Consider the following 18,962-nt stretch of genomic DNA (forward strand, 5'->3'; position numbering starts at 1 on the left):
CGCGGACGGTGAGCGCGTACGGGGACCGCGGACGGTCAGTTCCTACGGGGACCGCGGACGGTCAGCGCGTACGGGTGGCGCGCAAGGACTGGTGGACGGTCCAGGCCACCGAGACCAGCGGAACCGCCACCACGGCCCCCACGATCCCGGCGGCGATGGCTCCCGCGACCACGGACAGGGCCACCACCATGGGGTGCAGCTGTACCGCCCGGCTCATGACGAGCGGGTGCAGCAAGTGGCCCTCGATCTGGCCGATGACCACGATGAGCGCGACCACGAGGCCCGCCACGAGCGGCCCTTTGGCGGCGAGGGCGACGACGGCGGCAATGCCGAGGGCCACCGGGGAGCCGATGAGCGGGACGAACGCGGCGACGAACTCCAGCAGGGCGAGCGGCACGGCCAGCGGGACGCCGAGGAGGTAGAGCGCGATGCCCACGAGGACGGCGTTCGTCGCGGCCACGATCACGATGCCGTGGGAGTAGCCCGTGAAGGTCCGCCACGCGGCCCGCCCGGCCGCGGCCACCCGGTCCCGTGCGCCTTCCGGCAGTTGCCCGCAGAACCAGTTCCACTGCCGGTCGCCCGAGTGGATGAAGAAGACCGAGCAGAACAGTGCCAGGGCCACCACGGTGAACACCGCCACGACCCTCCCGGCCCCGCTCAGGGCCGTGCTCAGCAAGGTGGAGCGGTGGGTGGAGAAGTAGGTGCCGATCTTCGACTGGACATCGTTCAGGGCGTGCGGGTCGAGCCGGAAGGGCGGGCCCTCCAGCCAGTTCTGGATCCGGGCCAGCCCGGCCCTGAACTCGCGCACCAGCGTGGGCCACTCCCCCGCGACGGCCTCTCCGACCAGCGCGAGGGCGCCGAGCACCACGATCAGGCTGCCGATCAGCGCGCAGGCCACGGCGAGGCCGCGGGGCATCACCCGGGCCAGCAGACCGGCCGGCGGGCGCAGCATGGCCGCGGCGACCAGGCCGAGGAAGAGGGCCAGCGCGATCTCGTGGAACCGGCCCAGGACGGCGAAGACCGCGTACGCCGCCGCTCCGACGACCAGCAGCCGCCAGGCGTATCCGGCCGCGGTCCGCAGCACCGGGGCCACCGGGGCCGCCACCCGTGCGGCCACGGCCGCCTCGTGCGCCGGGGTACCGTCCCGCCCGGTCGGGTCTTCGCCGCGGGGGCGGCCGCCGGGCCCGAGCCGCCGGGCGGGCCGCGTCACGAGTCGCCTGGTCATGTGCGGCCGCACCTCCGGGGTGTGTTGGTCCCCTCGGGCTATCACCCCGGCGGCGGCCTCCCCGTGCGCCGCGCAGCGCGTTCGCCCGAAGGCCTCATCCGCGCTGGGCCGAAGGAGCAGGCGCGGGCGTTGCCCCTCCTTCGGGGAGTTCGCTGGTCACAGGGGGTTTCCCGGTCCCGGCCGCCGACGGGCGACGGGAAACCCGTCGACCCCGGTGCCCGCCGGGGACAGGCTCGAGGTGTCAGCACGGAGCAAGACCCGAGGGGACACCATGCGCAAGATGATCCGCGGCGCCGCCGCGTTCGCCACCGCCGCGGCCGCCGTCGTCGCACTGAGCGGAGCCGCCGGCGCGTCCGGCGCCCAGCCGGCCGACACGTGGGCCGGATGCCCGGACGGGGCGGTCTGCATCTACCCGCAGAACCAGAACCCCGCCGTCAGCCCGAGCCACGTCTTCTACAGCTACGGGGCCCACAACCTCACCAACCAGTACGGCAACCACTGGGTCCTGAACAACCAGTACGGGGGCGCCACCGCACGCCTGTGCGCCGGCTCCAACGGGGTCAACTGCGGCAACCCCATCGCCCAGGGCACCGGGGTCTACGCCGACCTCGGACCGATCAACTCGATCACCCTCAACCGCTAGCGGCTGACGGGCGGCCGACACGCCCGTTCACCACTCGCAAGGACGTTCCGGAGTCCGGCCCGCGGCCGGGCTCCGGAACGTAGCTGTTCCACGCCACACCGCACGAATGGCCGGTCGGCCCTCCGACCCCCGCGCTAGCCTGGGCACCTGCCTCTCACAGCCTGGGCGCACATTGCCATGGGGGACGTCTTGGGGGATCCGGAGCGCGCGAGCGGGACCGCGGCGGCCTTTCCCGCCCAGTTGCGAAGGCTGCGCGTGCAGCGCGGCCTGTCGCTGGGCGACCTGGCCCGTCAGACGCACTACAGCAAGGGCTATCTCAGCAAGATCGAGACCGGTGCGAAGCCGGTCACCCTGGATGTGGCCCGCAGCTGCGACCGGGCCCTCGGGGCCGAGGGCGAACTGCTGCGGCTGGTACCGGAGAGCGAGGATTGCGGCACCCCGGCCGGCCCCCGCACCGGGCCGGCCGGCCGATCCGGCCCTCCTGGCCCTCTCGGCACTCCCTCTACTCCCGGCACTCCCGGCACTCCCGGCCCTCCGGCCGCTCCCGGTCCGCCCCGGCAGCGTGCTCCGCAGTCGGACGGCGCCTGCCCCTACCGCGGTCTGTCGGCGTTCACCCCGCAGGACGCCCAGTGGTTCTTCGGCCGGGAGCGCGCCACCGCCGCCCTCGTCGAGCGGGTCCACGACCGGCTCGGGCACGGCCCGTTGCTCCTCGTCGCCCGATCGGGCGCGGGCAAGTCCTCCCTGCTCAGCGCGGGTCTGGTACCGGCCCTGCGGCGCGGCGGCTTCCCGGTGGCGGGGGCCGACGGCTGGCCGGCCGTCCGGTTCACCCCCACCGCGCACCCGCTGCGGGAACTGCTCGAAGCCACCGTCAAGGCGGTGGGGGGCGATCTCGGCGTCACCCCGGCGCAGTTGAGCTCCCACCCGGAACTGCTGCTCGAATCCGTCCACCGGCTGACGCACGGCGCCGGCCTCCTCCCGGGAGCGCAGCGGCGGCAGCTCCCGACCGTGCGGCCGGTGTTGCTGGTCGACCAGTTCGAGGAGCTGTTCACCCTCTGCTCCGACGAGGAGGAGCGCCGCGCCTTCGTACGGGTGCTCCTCGCCCTGGCCACCGCGCCGCCCGGCCGCGGATATGACCCCGCCGTCGTCGTGCTCGGTGTGCGGGCCGACTTCTCCGGGGAGTGCCTGGACCTGCCGGAGCTGGCAGCCGTGTTCAGCGACGGGCTGTTCGTGCTGCCCCCGATGTCCGTGGCGGAGCTGCGGGAGTCGATCACGCGTCCGGCGGAGCTCGCCGGGCTCGTACTGGAACCGGGGCTGGTCCCGCTGCTGCTGCGGGACGCGGGCGTACGGGACCCGGCTGCGGGAGACCCTGGTGCGGGAGACCCCGTGGCGCGCCCCGGCGGCGGTCCCCCTCCCGAGGCATGGCCGGGGGAGGCGCCCTCCAGCGCCCTGCCCCTGATGTCGCACGCGCTGATGGCCACCTGGCAGCGGCGCGAGGGATCGACGCTCACCGTCGCGGGATACGAGTACGCCGGCGGCATCCAGGGCGCCGTCGCGCGCAGCGCCGAGCAGGTGTTCGCCCGCCTGTACCCGGCCGAGCAGCGGATGGTGCGCCGGCTCCTCGTCCGGCTGGTACACCTCGCCGACGGTACGGGGCCGACCCGGCGCCGGATGAGCCGGACCGCCCTGCTGGAGGGGCAGGCGGACACCGCGCGGGCCGCCGCCGCCCTCGACGCCTTCGTCCGGGCCCGGCTGATCAGCGCGGACAGCGAGACCGTGGAGATCACCCACGAGGCCCTGCTGCACGCCTGGCCCCGGCTGCGCGGCTGGATCCACGCCGACCGGGCCGGACTGCTGGTGCACCAGCAACTGGCCCAGGCCGCCGACGAATGGGTGCGCGAGGCCCGCGACCCGTCGGTGCTCTACCGCGGCAGCCGCCTCGCCACCGCCCGCGCCTGGGCCGACGAGCTGGACGGCCGCAGTCGACTGGGCCCCCGGGAGGCGGCCTTCCTCGACGCGAGCCGGGCCGCCGAGGAGGCCCGCCGGCGTCAGGACCGGCTCCGGGTCCGGCTGCACCAGCGGATGCTGGCCACGCTCGTCGTCCTGCTCCTGCTCGCGCTGACCGCAGGCGCGGTGGCCTACCAGCAGCGCGCGGGGGCCCTCGGCCAGGAGCGGACCGCCCGGTCCCAGGCGCTGGCCGCCCGGTCGCTGTCACTGGCGGCCGGACAGCCCGAGGCCTCCATGCTGCTCGCCGAGGAGGCCTACCGGGCCAAAGCGACGCCCGAGGCGCGCGGCGCCCTGCTCAGCACCCAGTCGCAGCCCTTCCTGGCGCGGCTCGGCGGGCACGGCGGGCCGGTCAACGCGGTGGCCTTCGCACCGGACGGCCGGCTGCTGGCGACGGCCGGCTCCGACGGGAAGGTGCTGCTGCGGCGGGTGGCCGACCGGAGCACGGTCGCCGCCTTCACCGCGCCCGGCCGGGTGCGCACGGTCGCTTTCAGCCCCGACGGGCGGACCCTGGCGGCCGGTTCCACCGACGGCCCGGTCCGGCTCTGGCCGGTCGGAGCGGGTGGCGGCGCCGTGTCCGTGCTGCCTGCGAGTACGGCGGGCGCCCGGGCGGTGGCCTTCGCCCCCGACGGGGACACCCTCGCCATCGCAGCCGCCGACGGGACCATCCAGTTGCGGGACCCGGACGGGGAACACGGCGAGCACGCCGTCCTGACCGGGCACACCGCACGGGTCAACGCCCTGGCCTACGCCCCGGACGGCCGGAGCCTCGTATCGGCCGGCGCCGACGGGACCGTACGCCTGTGGGACACCCGGCGGGCCGAGCCGGCCGGCGTGCTGGAGGGGCACACCGGGGAAGTGCTGGGCGCGGCCTTCGCCCCGGACGGCCGTACGGTCGCCACCGGCGGGGTCGACCGTACGGTGCGGCTGTGGGACGTGGGCGGGCGGCGCGCGGCCGCGACGCTGGCCGGGCACAGCGACGACGTCAACTCCGTGGCCTACACGCCGGACGGCACCACCGTCATCAGCGGGGGCGGCGACGGCACCACCCGGCTGTGGGACGTCCGGAGCGGCCGGCTCACGGCGACGCTCGCCGGGCACACCGACTACGTGCTCGCGGTCTCCGTGGATCCGGCGGGATCGGTGCTCGCCACGGCCGCGTTCGACCAGTCCGTGGTGCTCTGGGACCTGCGGGGGCCGGTGCTGACGGCGCGCCCGTTCACCGAGGTGTGGCACGCCACGTACAGCCCCGACGGGAAACTCCTCGCCACGGCCGACGCCGATCACACGGTGCTGGTCTGGGACGTGGCCGGACGGCGGGTTCTGGCCACTTTCTCGGGGCACGCCGAGACGGTGTTCTCGGTGGCCTTCGCCCCCGACGGCCGCACCCTCGCCTCGGCCGGAGCCGACGGCACCGTACGGCTCTGGGACACCGCGCACCTCCGGGACACCGCCACGCGCGCTCCGCTCGCCACCCTCACGGGACACACCGGGACCGTGTTCTCGGTGGCCTTCGCCCCCGACGGCCGCACCCTCGCCTCGGCCGGAGCCGACGGCACCGTACGGCTGTGGGACACCGCCACGCGCAGTCCGCTCGCCACCCTCATCGGGCACACCGACTTCGCCAACGACGTCGTCTTCAGCCCCGACGGGCGGACCCTGGCCAGCGCCGGGGACGATCTGACCGTACGGCTGTGGGACGTGGCCGGGCGCCGCCCGCTCGCCGCGCTCAGCGGGCACGCGGGTGCGGTCCGGGCCGTCGCCTTCGGCCCGGACGGGCGGACCCTGGCGAGCAGCGGCAACGACGGCACCGTACGGCTGTGGGACGCGGAGCAGCGGCGCGTCACCGCGGTGCTGACCGGGCACACCGGCTCGGCGCGGGGCATCGCCTTCTCCCCCGACGGGCGGACCCTGGCGAGCAGCGGCAACGACCGTACGGTGCGGCTGTGGGACGTCCCCGGACACCGGCTCCGGGCCATGCTGTCGGGCCACACCAACGCCGTGTGGGGGGTCGTCTTCTCCCCCGACGGCCGCACCCTGGCGAGCAGCAGCAACGACGGCACCGTACGGCTGTGGAACCCGGATCCCGGCGCCCGGCTGGCGGACATCTGCCGGACGGTGGGCCGGCTCGGACCGCGCGAGCGGCAGGCCTTGGTTCCCGGTCTGCCGGTGCGCGGCTGCCGACCCCGCGGGGAGCGATGAGGGGTGGTGACGGGGTGCGGCCGCCTGCCCCCGCATCTGTCGAGGGGGCGTCTGACAGGGTGTGCCACATGGAGTCGTCGAGGGCAGTGGAAGCGCTGTGGGAGCGGGTCCAGGCCCAAAGGGTGTTCCGTGCCGCGTCGTTCTGGACCGTCCGTGACGGACTGATCGTCCGTGGGCGCGAGTACTGGACGAGTCTTGGCGCCGACCCTCGACCGGAGTGGCGGGTTCCCTTCGTCGAGCCCATGTAGGCGGGCCTACACCACAGCCAAAGGTGCGGACTTGAGCATGGGGCGGCTGACCGGATCACCCTGCGCGCACGGAGGACCCCGGGGCCTCGATCGCTCCCAAGGGCGCAGGCCGCCATGAGGGTTTCCCTCGGGGTTTCCCGTTGCCCGTTCGGGTGGTGCCACGTCCGGCCCTCGACGGGGCACGGCGGCGGCCGACAGGCTGGTCACGGGTGCGGAACCGACGGCCAAGTGCCGGGCGGACTGCCGTGCTTCACCACCACCGTGCCGTGTGAAACGAGGTCTCCCATCGTGCTGCGCCGAACAGGTCTCATCGGAACGCTCCTCGCGCTCCTGGCCGTGCTCCTCTCCACCCCCGCCGCCCCGGCGGCCGCCGACAGCGGTTGCCGGGTCCTGGCCCCCGGGGCCTCGGCGGCGGCCGAGCGTGCCGTCGCCGCCGCCTGCGAGGAGGTGGGAAAGGGGGTCTGGTACACCTGGGGCGGTGGTCACGGCCCGACGCCCGGTGCCACGTACGGGCAGGTGGACCCCACCGATCCGGCGAGCGAGCACGATCCCGAACGGCTCGGCTTCGACTGTTCGGGACTCGTCCGCCACGCCTATGCGCGGGCCACCGGCTCGGACCCGCTCGACGGGGTGGCCAGTGCGCAGTACTACACGCACCGCGCGGCCGCGCGCTTCACCGCCGCCCAGGGGCTCGCGCCGCTGCTCCCCGGTGACCTGCTGGTGTGGGGGACCTCCCGGGACCTGCACCACATCGCCCTCTACCTCGGGGCGGGCAAGATGGCGGAGGCCCGGCAGTCGGGTACCAAGCTGATGGTCAGCGAGGTCACCGACGCCCGGCTGTCGAACGGCTATTACGGGGCCGTCCGCGTGGACACCGGCCCGGTCACCGGACACGTGTTCCAGACCTGGGGCGCCGGCGTCTGGACCAAGGAGCGCCCGGCCACGGCTGCCGCGCGCGTCTACGCCTTCCCCGGGCCGACGACGATCCGAGTGGAATGCCAGAAGCACGCGGAGTCGGTGACCTCGGACGGCTACACCAATGACGCCTGGTCCTATCTTCCGGACTACCGGGCGTGGGTGACGAACATTTACGTCCGCGGTGCGGCTTGGCTGGAAAACGTTCCCACCTGCCGATGATCATCCGTAAAGTCTGGAACAGCCCGCAAACCCCCCACCCCGGCCGATTCGGCCCCATCGAGGAGCAACGTGCGTCCGTCCCCCTCCCTGTCCACCGTCCCGCCGCTCTCCCGCTCACGGCGCCTGGCCGTCGGCGCGGCCCTGCTCGCCGTCGTGGCCGGCGGTACGCTGCCCGCCACCGCCGCCCACGCGGCGCCCGCGTCCGGCTCCGTCGTCGAGGCTCCCGTCCAGCCGGCCGCGGCGCCCGATCTGGAGGCGCTGACACAGGCGTTGCGCAATACGACGGCGGCCGGAGCTCCCGGCGCGATGGCCCGCTTCACCGGTCCGGACGGCGTCCGGTCCCGGGTGGAGGGCGTACGGGACCGGAGCTCGGGCGCGGCGATGGACACGCGGGCCCGCTTCCGCATCGGCAGCGTCACCAAGACGTTCTCCTCGGTCGTCCTCCTCCAACTGGTGGACGAGGGGCGGATCGAGCTGGACCGGCCGGTCAACTCCTACCTTCCGGGCCTGCTGCCCGACGACCGGATCACGGTGCGCCACCTGCTCACCCACCGGAGCGGCCTGGCGGACTACACGAACGCGATGTTCGAGCACACGGTGCCCGGCTTCGAGGCCGTCCGGAACAAGGTGTTCACCTACAAGGAGCTCGTCGGCCTCTCGCTCGCCGAGCCGAGGACCACCGAGCCCGGGGTCGCGTACAAGTACTCGAACACCAACTTCGTCGTGGTGGGGATGCTCATCGAGAAGGCCACCGGAAGGCCGGTGGCCAAGGAGTACGAGCGCCGCATCATCAAGCCCCTCAAGCTGAAGAACACCTCCTACGTGCACCCCAACACGGCCATCAAGGGGCTGCACGCCAACGGCTACCTCCACCCGGACGAGGCCGGTGCCCCGCTGGTCGACTCCACCGAACAGACCGTCTCCTGGGCGCAGTCGGCGGGCGCGATGATCTCCAGCGCGGCCGACCTCAGCACCTTCATGTCCTCCCTGCTCGGCGGGAAGCTGCTGCGCCCGGGCACGCTGGACGCCATGCTCACCGTGACCCCGACCGACGCCACCAACACCCGGTTCTACGGGCTGGGGCTGCGCCGCTACGACCTCTCGTGCGGTGCGCAGGTCTACGGGCACACGGGCACGGTGCAGGGCTTCTACACCTACGCGTTCACCACCCGCGACGGCAAGAGCTCCCTCTCCGCCATGGCGAACACCTCCAACCGGGGTCAGGCCAACACCGCCCTCGGCGGCACGCTGGAGGCCGCCTTCTGCGGTAAGGCACCGGCCGCGGTCGCCGGTCCGGCCACCGCGCGCGGTTTCGCGTTCGCCCCGGCCGCGGCGGAGGCGGACCTCCCGGAGAACCGCTGACGGTGATTCCCGGACATCGGGCGGCTCCCGCCCCTTGGCCTGGGGGCGGGAGCCGGGAAAGCTGAACTCCGCATTCCCACACGGGCGTTGCCCGTGTGACCGATGAGGAGGACACGATGCCCGACGCACCGTCCGTGAAACGTTCCCGCAGGGGGCCGGGCCGGCGGGCCCGCAGGATGCTCGCCGTCTCGGCGGGGGCCGCGACGCTGGTCCTCGCCGTACCGGGGGTCGCGTACGCGGCTCCGCCCCCGGCCCTGCCCGCCAACGCGGACGGGCTGGAGCAGACCTTCCAGCCGGCGTACGACTACGACCGCGACGGCTGCTACTCCAGCCCCGCCATCGGTCCGGACGGCACCCTCAACGGGGGCCTGAAGATGGGCGGCGACGTCAACGGCAACTGCCGCGACCTCTCCGACCTGAACAACACCAACGGCTACTCCCGCGCGAAGTGCAACAACGGCTGGTGCGCCGTCATGTACGCGCTCTACTTCGAGAAGGACCAGGTCTCGCTCGGCCCCGGCAGCGCCGGGCACCGGCACGACTGGGAGCACGTCGTGGTGTGGATCCAGAACGACCAGGTCGGCTACGTCTCCACCTCGGAGCACGGGAACTTCAAGGTGCACGCCGCCTCGCAGATCCGTTTCGACGGCACGCACCCGAAGATCGTCTACCACAAGGACGGCTGGAGCACGCACTGCTTCCGCGCCGCGAACTCCAACGACGAGCCGCCGGAGAACCACAAGGGGACCTGGCAGTACCCCACGCTGGTCGGCTGGAACGGCTACCCCGCCGGGCTGCGCGACAAGCTGAGCCAGGCCGATTTCGGCAGTGCCCTGCTCGGAATCAAGGACGGCCAGTTCAACGGCCACCTGGCCAAGGCCAAACCGGCCGGGATCCCCTTCGACCCCAACGCGTGACGGCCGCCTGACCCGGGCGCGCACCGCCGGGTGGACCCGGGGGCGGGTGCCGGAAGGGCTCCGGATAGGGTCATGTCCGGAATGCGCCGCCCCGCCACCCGGGGAGGCGCGAGGTCGGTCGGCCGTCGATCACGGCATGCCCGCACCGCGCGGCCCGGCCGCCCCCGTGCGGGCGCGCCACGCGCACCGCCGCCGTGACGCCGCCCCGTCCGCCCCGTACCGCCCCTGCCCGGCCGACGGCCGCCCTGCCCGGAAACCTGCCGCCATGAGTACCGCGCTCCACCCCGCTCCGTCCCCCGACGCCTCCGGCTCCCCCGGGATCGAAGCCTCGGGGGGACCCCGCCGCCGGAAGATCGGCGGCCGGGCCCCGGCCCGGCCCACGGCCGCCGCCGCGATCCACAGCATCAGCGCCGCCACCGTGGTCCTGCTGTGGCTCGTGGCGATCGGAGCCATGATCCACGAGCCGATCCTCATACCCCCGCTGGCCGCCAGCGCCGCCCTCGTGCACAGTGCGCCCACGCTGCCGCTGGCGCAGCCGCGCGGGGTGGTCATCGGCCACATGGTGGGGGCGGCCGTCGGCTACGGCGTGCTGGCCGTGGCCGGCAGCAGCGCTTGGGGGGCCGCCGTGGCCGCCGGTGTCACGCTGGCGCTGGTCATGGCCGCGCGCACCCCGCATTCACCCGCCTGCGCCACCGCCGTGGTGGTCGTGCTGCAGACCCCGGCGGCGGCCCGGTTCGTCCCGCTGCTGTTCGGATCGACCGTCCTGATCGTCCTGACCGGGTACGCCGCCTCCCGCGTGCGCCGCAAGGCGCCGAGGTACCCCGCGTACTGGTGGTGACCGTGCGTCACCGCGCGGGTGGTTCGAGATGCGCTCCGGGTGTACTGCTGGTTCGCTGAAGTCCGCCCGGCGTCCCCCCACAGCGCCCAGGAGTGATCATGAGTGCAGGCGAATCCCACGGCCGGTCCCGGCAGCTGCGCGACAAGGCGCAGGAACTCGACGAGGCCGCCACCCGCTCGACCGACCCCGACGAGAGCCGCCGGCTGCGGGACAAGGCGCGCCGCCTGCGCGAGCAGAGCGAGCAGGAGCGCGTCATCGACGACCCGGGCATGGACCTGCGGTAGGGCCGCCGGGTCCCGGCAAGGGTCCTACGGGGCCACGGCCGCCGCGGGGGCCTCGTCGAGCTCCCACGCGTGGCGCTTGAACTCGCGGACGAAGTCGGCGTGGTCCTCCCACTGGCGGGCGATGCCGCGCAGCACGTCCCAGTGGTGCTCCACCGCCTGGTCGATGACCCGGCGGACCGCCGGCTCGGCCGTCTCCCGCTGCTCGATGAGCCCCTTGGCCACCGAGGCCTCCAGTGCGGCGTTGCGCAGGGCGCGCAGGGCGCGGGAGGTGTCGTCCATCCCGAAGCCGTTCTCGCTGCCCGTCTCCTCGGCGAAGAGCGGGGTGAGCCGCGCCTCGATGAAGGCGGTGATCCGCTCGAAGTGGCGTACGTCCATCGGGGGCTCCATCTCGGGTCGCTGCGCTGTCCGGCGCGAACCGGGCCGCACCGGCGATCATTATCCCGCAGCCGGGCACCCGCTCCGCTCCGGGGGGCGGGCACTAATCTGGCCCGCATGGACGAGCTGGACGAGCTGGACGGCGTGGCAGTCATCGCGTTCGCCGATGCCCGGGCCTTCGAGGGCTGGCTGGCCGGACACCACGCCCGGCACGAGGGCGTGTGGGTCAAGCTGGCGAAGAAGGCCTCCGGGATCCCTTCCGTGTCCGCGGACGAGCTGGTCGACATCGGGCTGTGCTACGGCTGGATCTCCGGGCAGCGCCGCTCCCTGGACGAGCGGTACTACCTGCAGAAGTACGTGCCGCGCCGGCCCCGGAGCCTGTGGTCGCAGGTCAATGTCGACAAGGTGACCGAGCTGACGGCCCTGGGCCGCATGCGCGAACCGGGCCTCGCCGAGGTGCGCAAGGCGCAGGAGGACGGCCGCTGGTCGGGGGCCTACGCCTCCCAGCGGACGGCGGAGGTGCCGCCCGACCTGACGGCGGCCCTGGCTCAGGACCCGGTGGCCCGGGCGGCCTTCGAGGCCCTGGACCGGACCGGGCGCTACCTCGTCGCACTGCCCCTCCTCCAGGCCCTCACCGCGGAGACCCGCCGGGCCCGCCTGGAGCTGGCCGTACGCCTCCTGGCGCGCGGCGCCGCCGGCTGAACCCGGGCCGGGCCCGGCCCGGCCGCCGGGGCTACCAGCGGAGCGGCAGGCGGCTCACCCCGTGCATCAGGCTGCCCGGCAGCCAGGCCGGCGGGCCGGCCTCCGGGTCCTCGGCCAGGTCGGGGAAGCGTTCGAGCAGGGAGCGGATGGCGATGCGGCCCTCCATCCGCGCCAGCGGAGCTCCGATGCAGAAGTGGAGCCCGTGACCGAAGGCCAGGTGCCCCTGCGGGGCGCGGCCGATGTCGAACACCGCGGGGTCCGCGAAGCGCGCCGGGTCGCGGTCGGCGCCGGCCAGGGAGACCAGCACGGTGGCCCCGGCCGGGATGGTGGTGCCGCCCAGGTCCAGGGCTTCGCGGGCGTAGCGGTACGTGGTGTGCTGCACGGGGCCGTCGTAGCGGAGCATCTCCTCGACCGCCCCGTCGAGCAGTCCGTCCAAGTCACTGCGCAGTGCGGCCAGTTGTTCCGGGTGGGCGAGCAGGGCCCGTACGCCGTTGGAGATGAGGTTGACGGTGGTCTCGTGGCCCGCGACCAGCAGCAGGAAGGCCATTCCGATGACCTCGTTCGAGGACAGCGAGTCGCCGTCCTCGTCGCTGGTCCGGATCAGCGCGCTGAGCAGGTCCTCGCCGGGTTCCTTGGCCTTGGCCTCGATGAGCTCCGCGAGGTAGATCCCCAGCTCCCGGTGCGCGGTGCTGTTCGAGTCGCCCGAGGTGGGGGCGACGATCTCGTTGGACCAGTACCGGAACCGGGCCCGGTCCAAGTCGGGGACGCCGAGGAGCTCGCAGATCACGGTCATCGGGAGCGGGAAGGCCAGGGAGTCGATCAGGTCGCCGCCGCGCTGCGGCCCGGCGGCCATCGCGTCGAGCAGCTCGTCGGTGATCTCCTGGACGCGCGCCCGCATGCCCTCCATCCGGCGCGCGGTGAACTCCCGTGCGACCAGGCGCCGCAGCCGGGTGTGGTGGGGCGGGTCGGATTCCAGCATGTTGGAGTTCACGGCATTGAGCTGGGCGTCCGGGAAGTTGCCCGAGGCGCGCCAGTCCTTGGACAGGGCCGGGTGGTTGAGGGCGCGGCGCGCTTCCTCGTGCCCGACGATCATCCAGCTCGGCTCGGCCTCGTCGGGGGCGAGGACGATCCGGTGGACGGGCCCCGCCGCACGCATCCTCTCGTAGAACGCATACGGGTCGGCATCGAACTCTTCCGCGCTGGCACTGATGTCCACTACTGGCATCGGACCACGGTACGCCCCCAGTTGGGGACGGGTGAGGGCGGTTTCCGGACACCCCGGGACAAGAGCCCGATCACGGTAGTCTGCGGCCTTCCATACGAAAGAGGGGGACGGCCATGACGACCGCATGCGAGGTAGTCCGGACGACGGTTGACGTCGTCACTCGGGACGGCACCGCCGATGCCTATCTGGCCCGGCCCGACGGCGAAGGCACGTACCCCGGGGTACTGCTGTACGTGAACGCCCTGGGGATCCGCCCGCACATCAAGTCGGTGGCGGACCGGATCGCGGCGGCCGGCTACGTCGTCCTGATGCCCAACCTCTTCTACCGCCACGGGCGCGCACCGGTGTTCGAGCTTCCGGAGTTCGTGGACTTCGTCCGGCAGCCCGAGCTCTTCGACCGGGTCGGCCCGGTCCTGGACTCGCTGACCGCCGAGCTGGCGATGCGCGATGCCGAGGCCTATCTGGAGCGGCTCGCGGGCCTCCCGGAGGTCGCCGCCGGGCCCGTGGCGATCACGGGGTACTGCCTGGGCGCCCGGCTGGCCCTGCTCACGGCGGGCACGTACCCGCAGCGGGTGGCGGCCGCGGCCGGTTTCCACGGCGGGTTCCTGGCCACGGACGCGGCGGACAGTCCGCACCTGGTGGCGCACCGGGTCACCGCCGAGCTGTACTTCGGCCACGCGGACCAGGATCCGACGCTGCCGGCCGAGGAGGTCGACCGGCTGGACAAGGCCCTCTCCGCGGCGGGCGTCCGTCACCGGGCGGAGGTCTACGAGGGCGCCGCGCACGGCTACACCCTGGCCGACACGAGCTCCTACGACGTGGCCTCGGACGAGCGGCACTGGTCCGCGCTGTTCGCGCTGCTGGACCGGACGTTCTGAGCGCCGCGGGCCCGGCGTGCTGCCGGGCCCGCGGTGCCACGGGCTGTGGTGCTACGAGCTGTGGTGCGATGTGGCTGCGGCGCTACGCGGCCGCGGTCACCGGCACTGGCCGGACCGGGGTCCGACGACGGTGGTACCGGTGACGCGCGGCGCCGGTTCGTTGGCCTCGCAGCGCAGCGGTCCGAAGACCTGGGCGCCCGAGAGCTCGACGCCTCCGGTGTTGGCTGCCAGGGTGACCGGACCGGTGAACGCGTTGCCGGAGCAGACCGGGGCCGCGCCCGCGTCCCCGGCGGAGCCGATCACCACGGAACCGCTGGTGTTCCGTACGCCGACCGGGCCGGTCAGCGTGGATCCGCAGAGGGACACGGCCAGCGCCCCGTCGGCGGAGAACGGACCGGTGACGCGGCCGTCCGACACGGACAGCGCGCCGCCGGGCCGGACGGTGAGCGGACCGCTCTGGCTTCCGCCGGAGGCGATGCAGAGCGATTCCCCGGCCGCCACGGTCAGCGGCCCCCCGTGGTCGGTCGTGATGCAGGGCCGGCTGAATCCGACGGTGATCTCGGCCGGTTCACCGGTGGAGCTGCCCGTGTGGTCGGCGTCCGGGGCGTACGTGGCGCTGATCCGGTGGGTGCCGGGGCGCAGGGCGCTCGTGGTGAAGCGGGCCTGTCCCCCGTCGAGTGCGACGGTGGCGAGCGGGGTCGTCCCCTCCGAGAAGGTGACGCTGCCGCCCGGGGCGGCGGCCTGGTTCTCGGAGCCCGTCACGGTCGCGGTCAGGGCGACGGCATGCCCGAACAGCGGTGTGGTGGTGTCCGTGGTGAGGGTGGTCGACGTCCCGTAGCGGAAGGAGACGACGGCCTTGCCGTCGCCGTGCTGGACGCCCGACTGCAGGGAGGCCTCGGAGACACCGAGCTCGGCCCCGGCCGCGTAGCCGCTGCCGCCACCGCCGCCCGCTCCGTAGAGGTTGCCGGGGTTGCCGCCGCCGGAGCCGCCGCCACCGCCGCGCCAGCCGCCGCCACCGCCTCCGCCGCCGTTGCCGCCGCGGCCGCCGTTGCCCCCGGTGCCGCCGGAGCCGGGGTTGGGCTGGCCGGTGTGCTGGTCGATGTCGCTCGCGTTGCCTCCCCCTGCGCCGATCGGGTTGGTACGGGTGCCGGTGCCGTGCTGGGTCTGGGTTCCGCCGGTGCCCCCGGCGCCGGATCCCTCGGGGCCGCCGCCCTCGCCGCCGTTCTCCCCGGCGGGCCCGCCGCCGTGGCCGCCGCGCAGCAGCGGGCCGCCGTTGCCGGCGCCGCCTCCGCCGCCGGCGACCAGGATCCGGCCGGCCGGGCCGAAGTCGCCGGTGCGCAGGTCGGAGGCGCCGCCGCCGGAGCCGCCGCCACCGTGGGCGCCGCCACCGCCGGTGCCGTGGCCGAAGCCGCCGGGCCGGGCGTACTCACCGCGCCGGGAGGTGCCGGAGCTGCCGACGCCTCCCCGGGTGAGCTGGATCGTCTGGCCGGCGGTGACGGCCAGGTTCGCGCGGGTCAGGCCGCCGAGGCCACCGGGTGCTCCCTCGTTCGGGGGGTTCGGGGTGACGAATCCGGCCGCGCTGCCGCCCTCGGCTCCGTAGAGGTCGACGGTGAGGAGGCTGACCCCGGCGGGCACGGTGAAGACGTCCGTGCCCGCGGTGGCGTACGTACAGGTGGGCGGCGCGCTGGTGAAGACGCCCGCCGGGCCGCAGGGGCCGGACGACGCGTCCGCCGGGTCGGCGGCCGCGGTGAGGGGTACCACCAGGGCGGCGAGGAGTGCGGCCGCTCCGAGGACGAGTGCGGTCCGGGAGGCGGGGAGGGAGTGGGATCTGATGCGGGTCATGGTCCTGATCGGTGTGGTGGTGATGGGGCGGGGGTCCCTCATGCCGCTCAGACGCCGTCGTCGGCGCACAGCGCCCAGGCTTCGGTGTAGGTGTTGGGGGAGCTTCCGCCGCCGGTGTGGGTGTAGGCCGTCCAGTAGGCGGCCGTGGTGGTCCCGTCGCCGACCAGGGTGCCGCCGGAGGTGCTGGGGTAGCTGCCGTTGAGGTGGTCGCCCGGCGAGCCCGGTCCGGTGAAGGCGGTGGTCGTCACGCTGCCGCCGCTGATGGCCGCTCCACCGCTGATCAGCTTGCCGTCGTCGCCGCCGCAGCCGACCGTCGCGGTCTGGCCCGACGTGGCCGCGGTCGGGCCGCTGACCTCGCTGTAGCGGACCTTGACCGTGGCGCCGCTGATGTCGATGTTGTTGCCGCTGCAGATCGCGTAGGCGTACGTCGTGTTGCCGGTGCCGCCGCCTCCGCCGTTCCAGCCGACCGCGGTCCAGGAGTCGGGGTTCGTCTCGCCGTCGGCCGCCGCCTTCTGGCCGTAGGCGTGCCCGGCGTCGTTGAAGGTGGGGAAGGACGCGATCGGCTTCAGGCTGCCGACGTCGGCCGGGGTGATCCGGGCGCCGCCGCCGAGGAGGCGGGTGTTGGCCGGGCAGGTGGCGGTGACGAGGCCCACCGTGGAGGACGCGGTGGGGCCGGCGACCTTGTTCATCACCACCTGGGTGTGGTTGATGAGGTTACTGGTGAAGCACATGGCGTAAGGGGTGCTGGAGAACGAGGCGTTGACCGCTCCCCCGCTGCCGCCGATGCCGAGCCAGTGCGTCACGTCGGTGCCGACGACGCCGGTGGAGCCGGTGTACTCGGTGCTGCCGTCGGGGCTGGGCGAAGTGCCGTTCACCTTGTTGCCGTTGGAGGACGTCCCGGTGCCGATGGCCTGGTTGATCCCGCCACCGGATATGAGCCCCGAGGAGCAGTCCGCGTGGGTGGAGATCTCGGAGAAGGCCGATGCGGGCCCGGAGGTGGCCCCCGGAGTCTTCACCGTCACACCGACGGTGTTGGCGTAGGCCGATCCCGGCACCAGAAGGGCCAGCAGGGTGCCGATGACCAGTGACTTTCCTGCGACGGCGCGCCGCAGAACTGTCTTTGGCATGTATTTTTCTCCCTCATCCAGAGTCGCGCATGCGGACTGTAACAGTCCTTTTGGCGAGCATCTACAGTGGGAACGAGCTGTCTCACCTAGCAGATAAGGGGTTTATCCAGACCGACCCCTCCGCCTGCACCTTTCAGTTCTTCTGAAGGGAATGATCGAAAACAATCGATGGACCTGAGCAATCCCGGTGGGCGAGAGTCGAGGCATCCCCCCAAGCCCCAACTCCCTTTCTCCACAACGGAAAGCAGGCTTCCGCGCATGCAGCTCCCGACCACCGACTCCTCGACCACCGACTTCGCCGCCGCGCCCTACGTGTCGGGCGACCCGTACGCCGACTACCGGGGCGGCACCTTCGAGTTCTCCCACCTGACCGACCTCGCCGACCGGCGGCTCGGCGCGGGGGTCATCGCCACCAACGACGAGTTCTTCGCCGAGCGGGAGAACCTCCTGCTCCGCACCCCGGCCGTCTTCGACGTGCACGACTACGGCAACAAGGGCAAGGTGATGGACGGTTGGGAGACCCGGCGGCGGCGCGGGGCGGGCGCGGACGAGCCGTTCCCGACGGACTCCGATCACGACTGGGCGCTGATCCGCCTCGGCTCCCCCGGTGTCATCCGCGGGATCGTCGTCGACACCGCACACTTCCGCGGCAACCACCCGCAGCAGGTCAGCGTGTGGGCGGCCGCCTTCGAAGGGACGCCCTCGACCGCCGAGCTCCTCGAACGGGCGGACGCCTGGGAGGAGATCGTGCCCCGCACTCCGGTGCGCGGCCACGCCGCGAACGGGTTCACGGTCGCGTCCGGGCGCCGCTGGACGCACCTGCGGATCAACCAGCACCCCGACGGCGGCATCGCGCGGCTGCGGGTGCACGGTGAGGTCCTGCCCGATCCGGAGTGGCTGGCCCTGCTCGGCACGGTGGACGTGGCCTGCGTGGTCAACGGCGGGGTCGTGGAGGAGGCCTCGGACGGCTTCTACTCCTCCCCCGGGAACACGATCATGCCCGGGCTGTCGCAGAAGCAGGACGACGGCTGGGAGACGCGCCGGCGCCGCGACAAGGGGAACGACTGGATCGCGTACCGGCTGGCCGGGCAGTGCGAGATCCGAGCGGTGGAGGTGGACACCGCGAACTTGAAGGGAAACGCGGCCGGCTGGGTGTCGCTGTCCGTCAAGGACGGCGCGGACGGCGCATGGACGCAGGTCATCCCGCGCACCCGGCTGGAGCCCGACAGCCCGCACCGGCTCCCCCTCGCCGCGCCGGTCCTGGCCACGCACGCCCGGATCGACGTCTACCCGGACGGGGGATTCGCCCGCCTGCGCCTGCACGGCCGCCTCACCGACGCAGGAGCGGCCGCCCTCACGGCCCGCGCGGCGCGGGCGGCAGGGACGGCAGGGACGGCAGGGACGGCAGGGGCGGCGCCGACGGAGCTCTGACGGCAGAGGGCGGCGGCCCCGGGATACCACCCGGAGCCGCCGCCCTCGATCACCGGACTACTCGACGACGAGCTCGACGGGGATGTTGCCGCGCGTGGCACGGGAGTAGGGGCAGACCTCGTGCGCCTGCTTGACCAGCAGGGTGCCGGTCTCGCCCATCAGGTTCTCGGGGAGCTCCACGCGCAGGACGACGGCCAGCCCGAAGCCCGCGCCGTCCTTGCCGATGGAGACCTCCGAGGTCACCGAGATCTCACTGGTGTCGACCTTGGCCTGGCGGCCGACCAGCCCGAGGGCGCTGGCGAAGCAGGCGGCATACCCGGCCGCGAAGAGCTGCTCGGGGTTGGTGCCCAGACCGTTGCCGCCGAGGGCCGGCGGCATGGCCAGCGCCAGGTCGATCTGACCGTCGGAGCTGACGGCGCGGCCTTCGCGGCCGTTGGCGGTGGCGACAGCGGTGTAGATCGCGTCCATCTCGGGGGTTCCTCTCAAGGGGCGGAGGCGGGGCCGTCGACCGACGACCTCGCTCCA

16 protein-coding genes are annotated in these 18,962 nt (G+C 73.6%); 10 read left to right on the forward strand and 6 right to left on the reverse strand.

The annotated features are described in order from the left end of the window. Positions 1–61 precede the first annotated feature (61 nt). Positions 62–1,225 (reverse strand): AI-2E family transporter, encoded by a 1,164-nt coding sequence (locus OG276_RS01480; RefSeq protein WP_266901869.1) that lies wholly within the window; start codon positions 1,223–1,225, stop codon positions 62–64. Positions 1,226–1,496: 271 nt separating this feature from the next. Between OG276_RS01480 and OG276_RS01485 the strand changes: the two genes are divergently transcribed. The 7 genes from OG276_RS01485 (at position 1,497) to OG276_RS01515 (ending at position 10,857) form a co-directional block, all read left to right on the forward strand. Then, the gene (locus OG276_RS01485) at positions 1,497–1,868 is read left to right on the forward strand and encodes a hypothetical protein (RefSeq protein ID WP_266901870.1); all 372 of its coding nucleotides are present in this window, start codon (positions 1,497–1,499) and stop codon (positions 1,866–1,868) included. Between the two features lie 177 nt (positions 1,869–2,045). Then, a complete protein-coding gene (locus OG276_RS01490; protein WP_266901872.1) occupies positions 2,046–6,071 on the forward strand; it encodes a helix-turn-helix domain-containing protein in 4,026 nt (1,341 codons plus the stop codon). Positions 6,072–6,607: 536 nt separating this feature from the next. Further along, entirely contained in the window at positions 6,608–7,456 is an 849-nt protein-coding gene (locus tag OG276_RS01495; RefSeq protein ID WP_266901874.1) for a C40 family peptidase, read from the forward strand. A gap of 69 nt (positions 7,457–7,525) precedes the next feature. After that, complete coding sequence (locus tag OG276_RS01500; protein WP_266901876.1) at positions 7,526–8,818, forward strand: serine hydrolase; 1,293 nt, start codon at positions 7,526–7,528, stop codon at positions 8,816–8,818. Between the two features lie 176 nt (positions 8,819–8,994). Continuing rightward, positions 8,995–9,735, forward strand: a complete 741-nt coding sequence (locus OG276_RS01505) for an NPP1 family protein (RefSeq protein WP_266912455.1) — start codon at positions 8,995–8,997, stop codon at positions 9,733–9,735. Between the two features lie 265 nt (positions 9,736–10,000). Then, the gene (locus tag OG276_RS01510; protein ID WP_266901878.1) at positions 10,001–10,573 is read left to right on the forward strand and encodes an HPP family protein; all 573 of its coding nucleotides are present in this window, start codon (positions 10,001–10,003) and stop codon (positions 10,571–10,573) included. 95 nt (positions 10,574–10,668) lie between these two features. Continuing rightward, a complete protein-coding gene (locus tag OG276_RS01515) occupies positions 10,669–10,857 on the forward strand; it encodes a DUF6381 family protein (RefSeq protein WP_250745832.1) in 189 nt (62 codons plus the stop codon). Positions 10,858–10,881: 24 nt separating this feature from the next. Here OG276_RS01515 and OG276_RS01520 read toward each other — a convergent pair whose 3' ends face one another. Beyond that, the gene (locus tag OG276_RS01520) at positions 10,882–11,232 is read right to left on the reverse strand and encodes a hypothetical protein (RefSeq protein ID WP_243332017.1); all 351 of its coding nucleotides are present in this window, start codon (positions 11,230–11,232) and stop codon (positions 10,882–10,884) included. A 117-nt stretch (positions 11,233–11,349) separates the two neighbouring features. Between OG276_RS01520 and OG276_RS01525 the strand changes: the two genes are divergently transcribed. Further along, positions 11,350–11,934 (forward strand): YdeI family protein, encoded by a 585-nt coding sequence (locus tag OG276_RS01525; protein ID WP_266901883.1) that lies wholly within the window; start codon positions 11,350–11,352, stop codon positions 11,932–11,934. Positions 11,935–11,965: 31 nt separating this feature from the next. Here OG276_RS01525 and OG276_RS01530 read toward each other — a convergent pair whose 3' ends face one another. Continuing rightward, positions 11,966–13,159, reverse strand: a complete 1,194-nt coding sequence (locus tag OG276_RS01530) for a cytochrome P450 (protein WP_266901885.1) — start codon at positions 13,157–13,159, stop codon at positions 11,966–11,968. A gap of 113 nt (positions 13,160–13,272) precedes the next feature. On the opposite strand from OG276_RS01530, the gene OG276_RS01535 reads away from it, so the two are divergent. After that, positions 13,273–14,037: a dienelactone hydrolase family protein gene (locus tag OG276_RS01535; RefSeq protein WP_266901887.1), complete on the forward strand. Its 765-nt coding sequence runs from the start codon at positions 13,273–13,275 to the stop codon at positions 14,035–14,037. Positions 14,038–14,133: 96 nt separating this feature from the next. On the opposite strand, the gene OG276_RS01540 is transcribed toward OG276_RS01535, so the two are convergent. After that, a complete protein-coding gene (locus OG276_RS01540) occupies positions 14,134–15,879 on the reverse strand; it encodes an Ig-like domain-containing protein (RefSeq protein WP_266901889.1) in 1,746 nt (581 codons plus the stop codon). Positions 15,880–15,926: 47 nt separating this feature from the next. Continuing rightward, on the reverse strand, positions 15,927–17,006 hold the full coding sequence (locus tag OG276_RS01545; protein WP_266901891.1) for a hypothetical protein: 1,080 nt from the start codon (positions 17,004–17,006) through the stop codon (positions 15,927–15,929). Positions 17,007–17,264: 258 nt separating this feature from the next. Here OG276_RS01545 and alc point away from each other — a divergent pair, with 258 nt between their 5' ends. Further along, complete coding sequence (alc, locus tag OG276_RS01550) at positions 17,265–18,437, forward strand: allantoicase (protein ID WP_266901893.1); 1,173 nt, start codon at positions 17,265–17,267, stop codon at positions 18,435–18,437. A gap of 57 nt (positions 18,438–18,494) precedes the next feature. Here alc and OG276_RS01555 read toward each other — a convergent pair whose 3' ends face one another. Beyond that, positions 18,495–18,905 carry an organic hydroperoxide resistance protein gene (locus OG276_RS01555; RefSeq protein ID WP_266901895.1) on the reverse strand — a complete coding sequence of 137 codons (411 nt, stop codon included), beginning with the start codon at positions 18,903–18,905 and terminating at the stop codon, positions 18,495–18,497. Positions 18,906–18,962 lie beyond the last annotated feature (57 nt).

It is taken from the genome of Streptomyces sp. NBC_00086, assembly GCF_026343255.1.
Lineage (GTDB): Bacteria > Actinomycetota > Actinomycetes > Streptomycetales > Streptomycetaceae > Streptomyces.